Source organism: Myxococcus stipitatus DSM 14675 (assembly GCF_000331735.1).
Taxonomy (GTDB): Bacteria; Myxococcota; Myxococcia; order Myxococcales; family Myxococcaceae; genus Myxococcus; species Myxococcus stipitatus.
Map to the genome: position 1 here is coordinate 1,167,110 of NC_020126.1, position 13,376 is coordinate 1,180,485.

General features: G+C 72.2%; 11 protein-coding genes. 4 read left to right on the forward strand and 7 right to left on the reverse strand.

The window, feature by feature from the left end; translation table 11 throughout:
• Positions 1 to 43 precede the first annotated feature (43 nt).
• Together MYSTI_RS04705 and MYSTI_RS04710 are read left to right on the forward strand one after the other, a co-directional pair.
• On the forward strand, positions 44 to 1,762 hold the full coding sequence (locus tag MYSTI_RS04705) for a GAF domain-containing sensor histidine kinase (protein WP_015346554.1): 1,719 nt from the start codon (positions 44 to 46) through the stop codon (positions 1,760 to 1,762).
• A gap of 33 nt (positions 1,763 to 1,795) precedes the next feature.
• On the forward strand, positions 1,796 to 2,578 hold the full coding sequence (locus MYSTI_RS04710) for an SDR family NAD(P)-dependent oxidoreductase (RefSeq protein ID WP_015346555.1): 783 nt from the start codon (positions 1,796 to 1,798) through the stop codon (positions 2,576 to 2,578).
• 56 nt (positions 2,579 to 2,634) lie between these two features.
• Here the strand turns inward: MYSTI_RS04710 and MYSTI_RS04715 are convergent, their stop codons facing one another.
• Positions 2,635 to 3,246: an outer membrane beta-barrel protein gene (locus tag MYSTI_RS04715; RefSeq protein ID WP_015346556.1), complete on the reverse strand. Its 612-nt coding sequence runs from the start codon at positions 3,244 to 3,246 to the stop codon at positions 2,635 to 2,637.
• A gap of 209 nt (positions 3,247 to 3,455) precedes the next feature.
• Here MYSTI_RS04715 and MYSTI_RS04720 point away from each other — a divergent pair, with 209 nt between their 5' ends.
• Positions 3,456 to 4,247, forward strand: coding sequence for a 2-keto-4-pentenoate hydratase (locus tag MYSTI_RS04720; RefSeq protein WP_015346557.1), 792 nt, complete (start codon positions 3,456 to 3,458; stop codon positions 4,245 to 4,247).
• Between the two features lie 3 nt (positions 4,248 to 4,250).
• On the opposite strand, the gene MYSTI_RS04725 is transcribed toward MYSTI_RS04720, so the two are convergent.
• Together MYSTI_RS04725 and MYSTI_RS04730 are read right to left on the reverse strand one after the other, a co-directional pair.
• A complete protein-coding gene (locus MYSTI_RS04725) occupies positions 4,251 to 5,567 on the reverse strand; it encodes a hypothetical protein (RefSeq protein WP_015346558.1) in 1,317 nt (438 codons plus the stop codon).
• Positions 5,568 to 5,665: 98 nt separating this feature from the next.
• The gene (locus MYSTI_RS04730) at positions 5,666 to 7,138 is read right to left on the reverse strand and encodes an FAD/NAD(P)-binding protein (protein ID WP_015346559.1); all 1,473 of its coding nucleotides are present in this window, start codon (positions 7,136 to 7,138) and stop codon (positions 5,666 to 5,668) included.
• 143 nt (positions 7,139 to 7,281) lie between these two features.
• Between MYSTI_RS04730 and MYSTI_RS04735 the strand changes: the two genes are divergently transcribed.
• Positions 7,282 to 7,860 (forward strand): cysteine dioxygenase, encoded by a 579-nt coding sequence (locus tag MYSTI_RS04735; protein WP_015346560.1) that lies wholly within the window; start codon positions 7,282 to 7,284, stop codon positions 7,858 to 7,860.
• Here MYSTI_RS04735 and MYSTI_RS04740 read toward each other — a convergent pair.
• The 4 genes from MYSTI_RS04740 to MYSTI_RS04755 all read right to left on the reverse strand — a co-directional run bounded on the left by MYSTI_RS04740 (position 7,799) and on the right by MYSTI_RS04755 (position 13,120).
• Positions 7,799 to 8,800 (reverse strand): sensor histidine kinase, encoded by a 1,002-nt coding sequence (locus MYSTI_RS04740; RefSeq protein ID WP_015346561.1) that lies wholly within the window; start codon positions 8,798 to 8,800, stop codon positions 7,799 to 7,801. The genes MYSTI_RS04735 and MYSTI_RS04740 overlap by 62 nt on opposite strands.
• A 270-nt stretch (positions 8,801 to 9,070) precedes the next feature.
• Positions 9,071 to 10,342 carry a serine/threonine-protein kinase gene (locus MYSTI_RS04745; protein ID WP_015346562.1) on the reverse strand — a complete coding sequence of 424 codons (1,272 nt, stop codon included), beginning with the start codon at positions 10,340 to 10,342 and terminating at the stop codon, positions 9,071 to 9,073.
• Positions 10,343 to 10,479: 137 nt separating this feature from the next.
• Positions 10,480 to 11,463, reverse strand: coding sequence for a hypothetical protein (locus MYSTI_RS04750; RefSeq protein ID WP_044278863.1), 984 nt, complete (start codon positions 11,461 to 11,463; stop codon positions 10,480 to 10,482).
• A gap of 232 nt (positions 11,464 to 11,695) precedes the next feature.
• Complete coding sequence (locus tag MYSTI_RS04755) at positions 11,696 to 13,120, reverse strand: serine/threonine-protein kinase (RefSeq protein WP_015346564.1); 1,425 nt, start codon at positions 13,118 to 13,120, stop codon at positions 11,696 to 11,698.
• Positions 13,121 to 13,376 lie beyond the last annotated feature (256 nt).

Here is a 13,376-nt window from a genome sequence, read left to right on the forward strand (position 1 = left end):
GTGCCGTGCGGGCCGGCCAGGGTGGTGGGTCGAGGATATGGACATGCCGATGGAACAGGTGCGTGCGGAGGCACCGCGTGCGGACTCCAGGCCGCCCCCGTCCGCGGTGAGTGTCGAGGAGTCGCTGGAGGTGCTCGTGGACGTCGCGCGGCGGCTGACGCGTGCCCACCAGGCGACCGTCGTGTTGACGCCTGCCCCCGGGAAGTCGAAGGGGGCGAGCGTCACGTCGCTCTCCCGCGCCTACGAGGACTGGGGAGGCTACAGCGTGCCGTCCGCCGAGGAGTCCGCCCGGGGAGCAGGCAGGGGGCGGGGGACTCGCGCGGAGCCTCGGGGCAGGCTCTGCGTGCCGCTGCCCTCGGGCGCCGGCATGCTCCACCTCTTCGACCGGGAGGTGGGGGACTTCACCCGCGAGGACGACGTGGCCCTGTCGGGACTGGTCCGCCTGGCGAGCCTGGCGCTGGAGTCCGCGCGGCTCTTGCGAGAGGAGCAGCGCGCTCGCACGGAGGCCGAGGCCGCCGAGCAGCGCGCGGCCTTCCTCGCCGACGCGAGCCGCGTGCTGGCGTCGTCCTCGCTGGACCCGAAGGCCACGCTCGACACGCTGGCGCGGCTGAGCGTGCCGGTCATGGCGGACTGGTGCTTCGTCGACCTGAAGGACGACACGGGCGCGGTGCAGCGCACGTCCGTGGCGCACGCGGACCCGGGCGAGGACGCGCTGGCCGCGCGCGTGTGGGACTTTCCTCCCGGGCCCGAGGGCAGCGTCCACCCCACCACCCGCGTGGCGCGCGACGCGGAGTCCGTGCTGGTGCACGACGTGGACGAGGCCTGGCTGCGCCGCGTGTCGGTGAGCGACGAGCACCACGACGTCATGCGCGACGTGGGCTTCCACTCCCTGCTCTCCGTGCCGCTCCTGGCCCGAGGCCGCTCGCTGGGCGCGCTCACCTTCCTCGCGGTGCGGCCCTCGCGGCACTACACCCAGGCGGACCTGGAGACGGCGCAGGACCTGGCCCGCCGCGCCGCGCTGCTGGTGGACAACGCGCGGCTGTACCGGGAGGCCCGTCGCTCGGTGCGCTTGCGCGACGAGTTCCTCGCGGTCGCGAGCCACGAGCTGAAGACGCCGCTCACCCCGCTGCAGCTGCGCCTCCAGTGGCTGCGCCGGCAGACGAGCGCGGACCTGTCCTCGTCGCTCCCCGCGTCGACGGTGCTCTCGCAGTTGGACGTCGTGCAGCGGCAGGTGGACAAGCTGGCGGGGTTGGTGGACGGGCTGCTCGACGTCTCGCGCCTGTCCAGCGGTGGGATGACGCTGCAGCGCGAGGACATGGACCTGGAGATGCTGGCGCGCGAGGTGAAGGCGCACCTGGCGCTCGCGGCGACGCAGGCCGGCAGCCAGGTGTCACTCTTCACGCGAGGCGACGTGAAGGGGAGCTGGGACCGGGTCCGGCTGGAGCAGGTGCTCACGCATCTGCTCTCCAACGCGCTGAAGTATGGCGCGGGCCAGCCGGTGCACATCGAGCTGCGCGACGAGGGGGACCAGGTGCTGGTGCGCGTGGAGGACGCGGGCATCGGCATCTCCCCGGAGTACCAGGCCCACATCTTCGAGCGCTTCGGCCGCGCCGTGAGCGAGCGTCACTACGGGGGCCTGGGGCTGGGCCTCTACGTCACGCGGCAGATTGTCGAGGCGCACGGCGGCGAAATCCACGTGCGCAGCGAGCCGGGGCGCGGCAGCCACTTCGAGGTCATCCTTCCCAGGCGCGAGCCCGCATGAGGCGGCTATAAGGGGGACCGGGAGGAAGTCGACATGTCACGCAAGGTGGCGCTCATCACCGGAGCCTCGGCGGGTCTTGGAGAGCAGTTCGCGCGGAGGTTCGCTCGGGATGGGCATGACGTCATCCTGGTGGCCCGGAGCGCGCCGCGGCTGGAGGCCCTGGCCTCCGCGCTGGAGAAGGAGCATGGGGTGAAGGCCCACGTGATTCCCTTGGACCTGGGCCAGCCGGAGGCCGCCGAGCAGCTCTTCGCGCGGGTGTCCGAGCGCGGGCTGGAGGTGGAGTTCCTCGTCAACAACGCGGGCTTCGGCTCCTCGGGGCCGTTCCTGGACCAGGACGTGAAGCGCGAGGCGGAGATGGTGGCCCTCAACTGCACCGCGCTCCTGAAGCTGACGCACCTGTTCGCCCGGCCCATGCGCGAGCGTGGCCACGGGCGGGTGCTCAACGTGGCCTCCACCGCGGGCTTCCAGCCCGGGCCGTACATGGCCACGTACTACGCGACCAAGGCCTTCGTCGTGTCGCTGTCGGAGGCGCTCGCGCACGAGCTGAAGGGCTCGGGGGTGACGGTGACGTGCCACTGCCCCGGGGCGACGCACACGGAGTTCGCGCAGCGGGCGGGCACGTCGAAGAGCCGCTTGTTCCAGCGGCCCGGCGTGGCCAGCGCGGCGGACGTGGTGGAGCACGCCTACGGGGTGATGATGCGCGGGCGGGTGCTGGCCATCCACGGCTTCCTCAACCAGCTGGCCGCCTTCATGGTGCGCTTCAGCCCGCGCTTCGCCGCGCGCTCCGTCGCCGCGGGCCTCAACCAGCAGGGCTGATGTCACGGCCGTGGGGACTTCCTCCGGGAGGGAGGAGTCCCCGCCGGGCCGCCACGTCAGTTGTACGTGGCGGAGAAGACCAGCGCGACGTGGGTGACGTCCCAGTTGTCGCGGCTGCGGTCGCCGGTGCGGATGCGGCCCAGGGCCAGCTCCGCGCCAACGCCGATGCCCCAGTTCCCGCTCACCCACCACTCCTTGCCCACGCCCAGGTGCAGGCCCACGCCCGCCTCGGACTCGCCCTCGAGGGTGCCCTCGTGCGAGGCGCTGAGCTGGTTGACCACCACCGCGCCGGAGAAATAGACGTTGGCGGGCATGAGGTAGTACGCCGCGCCCACGCCCATCGCCGCGTAGATGACGCTCACGTCGTCGTCCGGGTCGCCCTCGTGGGTGGTGCCGCCCACGCGGATGTCGGGGTTGGACGCCGAGGCGCCGGACAGCTTCCCGTAGAGGATGAAGTTGTTGATGACCGCGTAGCCCAGCTCCAGGTTGAGCGAGCCCGCGGCGCCCTTCACCACCAGGTCGACGTCGGTGGCCTTCGAGTGCAGGTAGCCGAGGCCGAACTGGCCGCGCAGGTAGAAGCCATCATGGGTATGCCGCCCCGGCTTGTCCTCCGCGAGCGCCGCGGAGGTGGGGAGCAGCATCAGCACCAGGAACGATGTGAGTCGCATGAAAGAGGAGTCCTTGCTTCGTTTCGTGGAGCCCACCCCGGCCCGGGGGCGCGGCGAGGTTATGCAGCCCGTCTTCACTCCGGCAATACCCGTGAGCATCCCGTCCTGGGCAACGGGGCTTCACGTGCCTCGCGCGGGGACGTGGGGCGTGCTCTGCTGCGCGCCCCGGCGCCGCCCCTGGCGCTGCGCGAACAGGGAGTGGGCCGAACATGACGTGGAACGACGAAGTGGACCCCTCGGCGCTCGCCCTTCGACTCAATGACGCGCGGCGGGAGCGGCGCGCGGTCGCCCCCCTCACCAGCGGCCTGCCGGGGCTGGCCGTGCCCGACGCGTACACCGTCCAGGAGGAGGGAATCCGCCTGCGCCAGGCGGACGGCGAGCGCGTGGTGGGCCTGAAGATGGGGCTGACGTCCGAGGCCAAGCGCCGGCAGATGAACCTGGACTCACCCGTGTACGGCGTCCTCACGGACCGGATGCGCGTGGCCGCGGGCGGGGTGATTGCTCTCGGCCAGGCCATCCACCCCAAAATCGAGCCGGAGATTGCCTTCCGCACCTCACGTGAGCTGCGCGGACAGGTGACGCGCGACGAGGTGCTGGACGCGTGCGCGTCCGTGTTCGTCGCGATGGAGATCCTCGACTCGCGCTACCGCGACTTCAAGTACTTCTCCCTGCCGGACGTGGTGGCGGACAACGCGTCCTCGTCGCTGTTCGTGCTCGGTGAGGTCGAGCACCCGCCGCGCGCCATGGACCTGACGAAGCTGGAGATGCGGATGTCCGTGAATGGCGCGCTGGCGCAGTCGGCCCGCTCGGACGCCATCTCCGGTGACCCGGTGGTATCGGTCATCCAGTTGTGTGAGCTCCTGGCCCGGCGCGGGCAGGTGCTCCCGGCGGGGAGCATCGTCCTGGCGGGGGCGGCCACCGTCGCGCACATGCTCCAGCCGGGAGACCGGGTGCGGCTGGACGTGGAGGGGCTGGGCTCGGTGGAGGTGTCCGCCGCGTAGGCGTCAGGGGCGCGCGGTGGACGGCGGGTCCGCCGTCACGCGCAGCCCCTGGGACGCATAGGCGCGCGAGCACGGCTCGAGTCGGGCCTCCATGGGGCCCAGGGCCTCCAGCACGAAGGAGCTGTCCTTGTGCCGGGGGGCGGTGTCGGGCCACTGGCCTCGCTCCGCGCGCGCCACGTCCACCTCCGCCAGGGCGATGAGCGCGTTGTGCTGGAGCTTGCGCAGGTCCAGCCGCTCCGCGTACTCGCCATAGGTGGTGACGTCCGGGCCCCGCGGCGCGGCGAGGGGGGCCTCGTCCTCCTCCGCTTCGGCCTCGAGCAGGGCGAACGCGCGCCGACGCGCGCCCGTGGGCAGGTCCGCCGACGCCGTCAGCGCGTCGAAGCCCTCCACGAGCTTCCACCACGTGCGCCGCGCCATCAGCGGAGGGGCCGACGGTGACGCCAGCGCCCGCAGCTCCGCGGGCACGATGTCGCGACTGCCCGGGGGCAGCGCGGCCTGGGCCTCCTCGGAGAGCTGGTCTCCGAAGTGGACCAGCTGGAGGAGCACCGACTCCTGGCGCAGCGTCTGGGAGAAGGGCGCGAAGCCCTCGGCCAGCCGCGCGAGCTGCGAGAGGGCCCGTCGCTTCCGCTCCAGGGGCGCGGCGTCCAGCGCGTCCGCGCAAGGGCGGTAGAGGACGCCGTGGCCCGTCGCCGCCAGCAGTTGGCCCTCCATGCCGCCGCCCAGCTCCAGCTCGCGGCTCAGCGCCAGCGCATCCAGGCACGTGTCCAGCGCCGCCGAGGCCTCCGCCCGGGACAGCTTCATCCGCGTCTCGAGCGCGGCCAGGTGCACCACGTACATCAAGGCGAACTTGCCGTTGGCGCGCGCGGGCGTGAGGGGCGCCAGCGAGCCCATGCCCTCGGGCAGCCCGCCTACCTCCGCGTGGGTGGCCTCCAGCACCTGCGCCATCAGGGGCCGGGCGCGCTCCAGCGCCTCTTCGCACCCCGAGGGCAGCGACGTCACGGGCAGCTTTCCATCCGCCACGTCGCGGCAGGGCTGTCCCTGCGGCGAGTCCGGCGCTCCGCCCGTCTTGGGCCGGTCCTGGTACAGCCGCAGCACCGGGTCCAGCAGCGGCTCCATCCGCCGCGCGAAGGTGCCCGGCACCGGAGGACTCACGTGGGACGGCCGCGTGTAGCGCGTCCCGGTGAGCGCCTGGACCTCACGCACCAGCCGCTCCTCCAGCGGCCCCGTGCGCAGCGACACGAAGGCCAGCCCCACCGCGCCGATGATGAGCGCGAGGAGCACGCCTCCTGCGAGCGTGACGAGGGAACGGGGGGGGGGCATGAGGGGGGCGTCCAGCGGGCGAAGCCTCTCACGAATCCCCCGGTCCAGGGACTTTCCACCTCTTGTCCCGCCGGGTTCACTGGGAGTGGTGGTTCGGGCTAGGTGCCGCCGTCGGCGGCGGGCTCGGCCAGGGGCTCGGGGGGACGGGCGAGGCCTCGGCCCAGCCGCTCGAGCAGGTGGTCGGCCAGGGCGCGGGCCTGGACGCGAATCTCCGGCACGGCGGTGGTCTCCCAGAGCTCACCGCGGCGCAGGGGCCCCAGGGTGAAGAGGCGGCCCCGGGCGTCTCCGCGCGCGTTCAGCAGGGCACCGGGGCCGTGGGTCGCCAGGCCCAGGCCCAGCGCGTCCGGGAGCGCGGTGCCGGCCTCGGTCAGGTCGCGCAGCAGCGGGTGGCCATGCCGGACGCCCAGCCCCTCCGGGCCGGTGCAGTTCACCACGTGCTGGACCTGGAGCCGCTCCTCGCGGCGCTGGCCTCGAGGCGCCAGGCGCACGCTCACCTGGCCCGCGTCGTCCAGCGCGAAGCCGCGGACCCGGGCGGCGTGCAGGCGCAGCCGGCCGCTGGCCCTCAGTCGCTCCACCTGGTCGCTCACGGCGGGGGCCATGCGGTGGCGGTGCACGTCCCAATAGGCGCGCAGGTGGCGCAGGAAGCGCCGCCGCTCGTCCAGGGGGAGCCGCTGCCACAGGGGCACCGTCACCGGCCGCAGCGCGTCCACCACCGCGCGCCAGTTCGCCCCCGCTTGCTCCGCGCGGGCCACCTCCTCCCGCAGGAGGTGCAGCACGGCGCGCGCCTGGAGGGGACTGGAGGACGTGGGGCGCAGGGCGCGCAGCACGGCCCGGATGGGCGGCGACGCATAGGCGCCGGCGCCGGAGCGCGCGTGCCGGTGAGGCAGCAGGCCATGGCGCGACAGCGCGTGCACCGTCCCGCGATGGCCCTGTGCCTCCAGCGACAGCACGGTGTCCACCATGGTGAGGCCCGTGCCCACCAGCAGCACCGTGTCGCGGGTCCCCACGCCAGCCAGGGCGCCCTCGGCCCAGGGCGAGCGGTGATAGCGCCCGCTCGTGTACAGCCCGCCGTCCTCGACGCGCAGGTTCGCGGGGGGCGCGTTGCCCAGCGCCAGCACCGCCGTCCTGGCCACCACCGCGCCGTCGCGCGTCGACAGCGTCACCCGGTTCGCGTGCTCGCGGAGCGAGTGGACATCCGAGGTCATCACCTCGAAGTGGACCCCAGGGGTCGACCAGGCGATGGCCTCCTTCAGCACCTCCTCCAGGTACTGGCCGTAGTGCAGCCGGGGGACGAAGTCGCCGGCCGCCGTGCCGGGCTCGGTCCGCCGCATCCAGCGCAGGAAGTGCTCGGGGTCATCGCCGAAGGCCCCCATCCGCGCGGCGGGGACGTTCAGCAGGTGACAGTCGTTGCGCGTCGAATAGGCGAGCCCCTGGCCCACCTGCTCGTCGCGCTCCAGGAGGAGAATCCGCAGCGGCACATGCGCCTGCCTCAAGAGGTGGATGGCCAGGAGCGTCCCGCTGGCACCACCTCCCACGATGGCCACATCCCATGGGCTCTCGTGTGCTCGCACGCCGCAATCCTAAGTCCGCCCCCGCGCCGCGGCATCCGGGCATGCGCGCGAATCTTTGAAAGCTGGATGAAGAATTCCGGACGCCAACCCCTGGCCGCGGTGCCAGGGCGTGTCCACACTCCGACGCACACTCCGGAGGACCCATGCGAGAGCACGCCACGGAAGCAGGGGACATCGAGGTGCCGGACACGCAAAGCCTGCTCGGCTGGGCGCTCCCCGAGGACGGGGCGCAGGTGCCTTCCCTGGCCTGGCTGGTGGCCCGGCTTCGCGACAGCCGGCCTGACTGGGGGCTGTTGGAGTCGCTGACCCGCTTCGATGACGCCCGCTATGCCCGCCGCACGCTGGCGAGGACGCGCGCGTGTGAGCTGCTGCTGGTGTGCTGGTTGCCGGGACAGGGCTCGCCGCTGCATGACCACGGAGGCTCCTGGGGCGCGTCGCTGCTCCTCCAGGGCGAGCTGCGCGAGACGCGCTTCGCGTGGGCGGGAGACCGGCTGCGCGTGGACGCGAAGCGGCGCGCGGGCGAGGGGGACTTGATGCGCGAGGAGTCCCACACCATCCACCGCGTCCTCAACGACTCGCGGCACCGGGCCGTGTCGCTGCACGTCTACGCGCCGCCGATGGAGGGCATGACGTCCTACGACGACGTGTGGGCGGAGTCCGTCAGACGACGGCGTCCAGCTGCCGTGGGGGCAGGGCGAAGGCGCCGGCCACGGGCAGGGTGACGCGGAAGGTGCTGCCCTGACCGGGGGCGCTCTCCACCGTCAGCGTGCCACCCAGGGACGTGACGATGCCGTGGCACACGGCGAGGCCCAGGCCCGTGCCCACGCCCAGGGGCTTGGTGGTGAAGAACGGGTCGAAGATGCGCTCGCGGTGCTCGGGGGAGATGCCGCAGCCGGTGTCACGCACCTCCACCGCGACGACGCGGCCGGGCATGGCCTCGCTGGCGACGACGCGCACCTCGTTGACCTCCACCTGGCCGGGGACGATGGCCTGCGCCGCGTTGAGCAGCAGGTTGAGGAACACCTGGCCCAGCCGCGCGCCGTTGCCTTGCACGGGCGGCACGCCGTCGCACTCCACGACGAGCCGCGCGCGGTGCCTCAGCTCGTGCATGGCCATCTTCGCCGCCGTGCGCACCACCGAGCCCACGTCCGACGGGCCGCTGCCCACGTCCTCGGAGCGGGAGAGCGTCTGGAGGTCCCGGACGATGAGGCGGATGCGCTCGGCGCCGTCGCGGGTCTCCGCCAGCGCCTCCAGCACCTCCTGGCGCTCCTGCTCGGCCAGCTCCTCCTTCTGCTGGAGCTCCTGGTGGATGTACTCCAGGTTGCTGAGGATGAAGGCCAGGGGGTTGTTGATTTCGTGGCCGACGCCGGCGGCGATGCGGCCCAGGGCGATGAGCCGGTCCGCGAAGAGCAGCTGCGCCTGGGTGGCGTGCAGCTGCTCCAGGCTGCGGGACAGCTTCGCGTTGGCGGCCTCGAGCTCCGCGGTGCGCTCGCGGACCGTCTCCTCCAGCCGCCGTCCGGCCTCCGCGGCCTCGCGAGAGAAATCGGAGCTGGCGCTGGACGTGCCCTGGGTGAAGCCCTGGCGGGCGCTCCACGCACGCCGCAGCGTGCCGCGCCTCTGGGCCACCGCCGACATCAACAGCACCCTGGCTCGTAGCGTCATCACGTCGCAGTCCCGGCGTCAGGTGTCCATCCCGGGAGCATCGCGGGGGGCCGGGCGGATGTGTTGGCAGTCAACACCGGCGCGCCGTGTCGAGCAAGGAGCCGATGTCGGCCCGCGCCTGGAGTCGGGCCCGTCCAGATGGGTAGTCGACGGGAGCCCACCCCGGCTGGCGCTGGCACCGTCGGAGACTGGAAGTTTCCACTCCCCCGGAGCCGGACCGCCAGCGCACCCCGGTGCACGAAGCACGGGTGTGTCGACGGCTGGAATGTTTCAGGGGGCGGGAGCCGTCACGCCGGGCCGACGGGAGGGCAGCGAGTCCGGTGCGCGCCGCCCGGTGGGCCCGGGCCCTGGACGCGCGTCCGGCTCCGCCCCTTGCGCATGGCTGCTCAGCGACGTCGCGAGGACCGCGGGATGCCAGCGCCTGGCCCACCACGCGCCGCCCATCAAGCACGCCCCCACGCCCAGCGCGAGCAGGGCGCGCGGAAGCTCCCGGCGGTGCGTGCGCCGCGACACCGGCCGGGCATGCACGATGAGCCGAGGCGTCTCCGCCAGCTCCACCGCGCCCGGGTACGCGGGCAGGCCCCCCGTCTGCGTCGTGCGGCGGCCTCGCGACGCGGTCCCCGGGCCCTGGAGGTCGGCGGGCAGCTCCGCGGTGTTCGGGAACAGCGGCACGTCCCAGGCCGCCTCGACGCCGGTCAGCGCCAGCTCCAGCGCCACCCGGCACGTGCTCGCGGTGCCTCGCCGCCAGGGCTCCTTCGACAGCAGCCGCAGGCACAGCTCGCTGAGCACCCAGGGCACGCGCCGGTTGAGGGCGCCGGGAGTCACGGGCGGATGGTGGATGACGGCCAGCTCCCCCTCGGGCGTCTCCACGTTCTCGAAGGGGTGGCGCGCGGTCAGCATCCAGTAGAGGACGACGCCCAGCGCATACAGGTCATCCGCGGCCGTGGGTGGATAGACGCCCTCGCGCCCCTCGCGCCGGAACATCAGCGCCTCCGGGCTGCGGTAGCGCGGCGTGCCGGGCGGGAGCACTCCGCGCGGCGGACGCGGGGCTTCCGCGGACTCGCCCACGCCGAAGTCCATCAGCACCGGCGTGCCGTCCTCCTCGCGCACCAGGACGTTGGCTTCCTTGATGTCGCGGTGGAGCACGTCCGACGCGTGGGCTGCTTCCAGTCCTCGCGCCATCCCCAGCGCCAGCTCCGCCACGCGGCGCGCGCCGGGGTTCTCCTCCTCCACCCACTGCGCCAGCGGACGCCCGCGCACGTACTCCATGGCCAGGTAGAGCCACTCGGGCGCCTCGGGGGGGAACAGCCCTCCCGCGCGAAAGCCCACCACGTTGTGATGAGCCAGCCGCGTCAGCGTGTCCACCTCTCGCACGGCGCGGTCGCCCAGGTGCTCCAGGGACTGGAGCTTGAGCGCCACGGCCTGCCCGTCACGAGAGGCGCGATACACCACACCGCAGCCTCCCGCGCCCAGCAAGCCCTCCACCGTGTAGCCGGCGATGTCCGTGCCCTCGGGGGCATCCAGGACGAGAAGACCGTTCATGCCACCTCTCCATGTCCGGCCCGACCTCGGGAATGGGGAGACCATAACACGACCTCAGAGGCTGTCTTCTCCTATGAGAGCGCGGTCCTGGGAGGACATCTTGGTGCGGGCATGGCGCGGTGTGGAGGCCGCTGCCCTCAAGGGCAGGTGCCACAGTCCGACTGACAACTCGAGGCGCTGGTGCCGGTTCCACAATGTTCGGTGAACTGACAGATGCCATCCCCGCACTGGTAGATATCCTGCGGGCGAAGGCGCGCCGTCAGGGGGCGGAAGTCGCGGCCCGCGTGCGTGCAGGTGGCGTAGTACGGCAGCGCCGCGCCGCCGCTGCCGACCGCGCGCTGGCAGAGCGACGCGCACATCCCCAGGTGCGTGAGCGGCGGGCAGGACTGCGTGGGGCCCGAGGCCAGTCCACACGTCCGTGACGTGCTCCGGTCCGCCGGGAGGTAGGGCTGGTCATTGGCCGCGAACACGCCCGTGCCGTCGAAGAGGTTGCCGAAGAAGCAGGACTCCGGCTCGCTGAACGTCGCCAATTCCTCCTGCGTATAGGGGATGGGCGGGGTGCCGCTCGCCGCGCTGTTGCCCAGCACGGAGATGGCCACGTGGATTCCATACTTGTTCGCGTGCGCCGCCAGACACGCGGAGATGACCTCCTGCTCCACCACCGTCGCCGAGGCACCGGCGGCCCAGCCCGGCGCCAGGCCCAGCGCGCCATTCCAGGTGTGCAGCGTCCCCGTGAGAGGGTTGGTGAACTGTCTCACCTCCCCGGACGGCACCGCGCACTTCACCACGTACTCCATCACCGAGTCCGCCGTGGCCGGGTCCTGGTTGAACCAGGTCGCGAAGCCGTTTTTCGACAATCCATTCGTCGACAGGCCGTTGGTTGACAAGCCATTGGTTGACAAGCCATTGGTCGACAAGCCGTTGGTGGAGAGTCCATTGCTGGAGAGCTCTCCGCGCCGGGCCCGCGCGACTTCCTCCTCCACTGTCTCGACTCCTACGCCACAGGCCCCCGTCCCGATTCCCAGCACCAGCAGCCCGAGGAGCCCCGCCGCATACCCCATGATGCGGCTCGGATTGGTGGTGACGTGACGACGCGACTGCGAGGCGGATGTGTGGTTCATGCATTCCCCCATGTGTGACGGTCAGCCGTGGCTGACCACCTTGCCGCCCAGCCATTCCAAGTTTCTCAAGCACTGCTGTTGGAATTTGCGGGTACGGCAAGATTTGGGGGCGAGTCGCGTATGTGAATTCCGATGGGTAAAAGTTTTCCCAATCGGGTCGGTTCAAAGACAGTTCATGCGTGCAGTCCATGACCCAGGGGATGGGCCGTGGATTGAAATCAACGGAGGGATGTCATCCCCGGGAGGTGTGGATGGGCTCCGGGAACTCCATGGCGATGGCGGCCGCGGGCGTGAGGGCGAAGCCCTCCGGTCCACGCAGTCTCCAGGCACCCACGTCGGTGACGGGGCCACCGACGACCTCGGACTCGGTGGAGTCACCGCGTGTCTCCGCCTGTCCCAGGTGCAGGCAGAGGTGGACGCGGGCGCGCGCGGGCTCGGCGAGCTTCTGCGCGGTCTGTTGCAGCAGGCGCAGGGCGCGCTCGGCCTCGCGCAGATAGGCGGTGCGCTCCGGGGTGGGGGCACCGTTCTCCAGCGGACGCACGGCGAGCAGCGTGGTGCCGGACTGGAGCGCGAGCAGGAAGCCTCCCGCGCGCAGGCCCTGCTCCAGGCTGTCCAGCACGTCCGCGAGTGCCGCGTACAGGGCGTCGTCGTCCTGCGTGGCGGTGGGCAGCACCACCTCCGCGTGGACGCCGAGCGCCAGCCGGGAGCGGTGCGTGGGCTGCACGGGCTCCTCGGCCGCGTCCGCGAGCGCGGCCAGGAAGGCGCTCACCCCGCCGTAGCGGCGGCTGGCGTCTTTTTCCAGACAGCGCAGCACCACCGCGTCCACGGCGGGGGAGACGGGGGCGATGGCGCTGGGGCGGGGCGGCGGGGCCTCCAGGTGCAGCCGCTCCAACTCCATCCGGTCCTCGCAGAGGAAGGGATAGCGGCCGGTGAGGAGCTGATGCAGGAGCACGCCCAGCGCGTAGATGTCGGTGTGGGCGCCAATGGCGCCGCCTCGGAACTGCTCGGGGGCCATGGCATGGGCGGTGCCCAGCCGCTGGCCGGCGATGGTGAGCCCTTCTTGAGACGGCTCGGCGTGCAGCAGCTTGGCGATGCCGAAGTCGAGCAGCTTCACCCGAGGCTTCTCGCCCTCCTCCACGACGAGGATGTTGCTGGCCTTCAGGTCGCGGTGGACCACGCCCGCGCGGTGGGCGGCCTCCAGCGCGCCGCACACGGGCTCCAGGTACGCGCGGGCGCGGGACGCGGACAGCCGGCCGCGCTCCTGCACCACCTGACCGAGCGTCCGTCCGGTGAGCAGCTCCATGACGTAGTAGGGGCTGCCGTCCGGCATCAGCCCGAAGTCATAGACGTCCACGATGTTGGGGTGGCGAATCTGGTTCACCACGCGGGCCTCGCGCACGAAGCGCTTGAGCATCTCGCCCTGATCCGCCAGGTGGGGGTGCAGCACCTTCACCGCGGCCCTTCGGCCCAGGATGCGGTGCTCGGCCTCGTAGACGCTGCCGTGGCCTCCGGAAGCCAGGAGGGCCTTGAGGACGTACTCACCCGCGAGGGTGCCGGGTCCTCGCTCTCCCCGGTTCGCCTCGCCGCGTCCCCGCTCGGAGCCATGCAGCTCCGCACGCGCCTGGATGCGGAAGGTGCTCTCGGAGTCGGCCGCCATGCGGGGTTGAGCCTAGCACCCGCGCGAAAGACGTGCTGCATGCCCCGGGCCCGAAGTGTCCGCCGCGTCGCGCCAATGTGGAGCGGGCGTTCACCATTCGTCACCTCCGGCGGGGGACGGCGGGGCAGATGTTGCCTGGCGTATGCTGGGGCGGCCCATCACCCCAGGTGGTTGGACGCCGTGGCCCGGGGCTGTTGGATTCTCGGGATGTGACACCACGCGTGCATGCCGGGGGAGGTCGGGCGGACGGACGCGG